The sequence below is a fragment of the Pantoea sp. VS1 genome, assembly GCF_002207995.1.
Taxonomy (GTDB): domain Bacteria; phylum Pseudomonadota; class Gammaproteobacteria; order Enterobacterales; family Enterobacteriaceae; genus Pantoea; species Pantoea dispersa.
On sequence record NZ_NHZE01000051.1, the window covers coordinates 1 to 1,017 of the forward strand.

2 protein-coding genes are annotated in these 1,017 nt (G+C 55.5%); both read left to right on the forward strand.

The genetic code is table 11. The features are described from left to right. On the forward strand, positions 1-392 hold a 392-nt coding region (locus tag CBW22_RS20595; protein WP_254919549.1), incomplete at its 5' end, for a flagellin. Between the two features lie 199 nt (positions 393-591). Continuing rightward, positions 592-1,017, forward strand: a 426-nt coding sequence (locus CBW22_RS20600; protein ID WP_441339114.1) for a flagellin N-terminal helical domain-containing protein, incomplete at its 3' end; no start/stop codon positions are given.

A 1,017-nucleotide genomic window follows, 5' to 3' on the forward strand; every position in this document is an offset into this window, starting at 1 on the left:
ACACCCGTGCGATGACCTCAGGCGATACCGTTAACGGTACCGCGCGCTCTACTGAAGCCGTTGGTTTTGACGTGCTGAAAGGCGCAGTCACCGGCGGCGCGTCTGGCGCAGCGTCCGGCACCACGCCACTGGCAGACATCGATGCGGCCATCAAATCTGTTGACTCACAGCGCAGCCTGCTGGGTGCCTCACAGAACCGCTTTGAGTCAACCATCACCAACCTGAACAACACCGTGAACAACCTGTCAGCTGCGCGCAGCCGTATTCAGGACTCTGACTACGCGACAGAAGTGTCGAACATGTCGCGCGCGCAGATCCTGCAGCAGGCAGGTTCTTCGGTGCTGGCGCAGGCCAACCAGGTGCCACAGACCATGCTGTCTCTGCTGCGTTAATTCTCTCGCGCACAGACCGGGCCCCGTATGGGGCCCTTTTTTATTTCTGCTGCTGAGATTTTCTTCGATCGTTCCTTACCGCTTAATTTTAATGAAATCATCATTAAAGCTTACGCAGCGGCTGCCGATAAATTTTGGCGACGGCGAGAACGCCACGGGTTTTCGACCTGAATTCATCATCAGTTAAGGAATAAACATCATGGCAGTCATTAACACTAACACCTTGTCGCTGACCACGCAGAACAACCTGTCCAAGTCACAGGCTTCTCTGGGTACCGCTATTGAGCGTCTCTCTTCTGGTCTGCGTATTAACAGCGCCAAAGATGATGCTGCAGGTCAGGCGATTGCTAACCGCTTCACCTCTAACATCAACGGCCTGACCGTTGCGGCCCGTAACGCCAACGACGGTATCTCACTGGCTCAGACCGCTGAAGGCGCGCTGTCCGAGATCAACAACAACCTGCAGCGTGTGCGTGACCTGACCGTACAGGCGCAGAACAGCTCGAACTCGGCTTCAGACATCGACTCCATCCAGGCTGAAGTTAACCAGCGTATGGAAGAGATCAACCGCGTAACGTCGCAGACCGACTTCAACGGCATCAAAGTGCTGAACACCGGTTCCGGC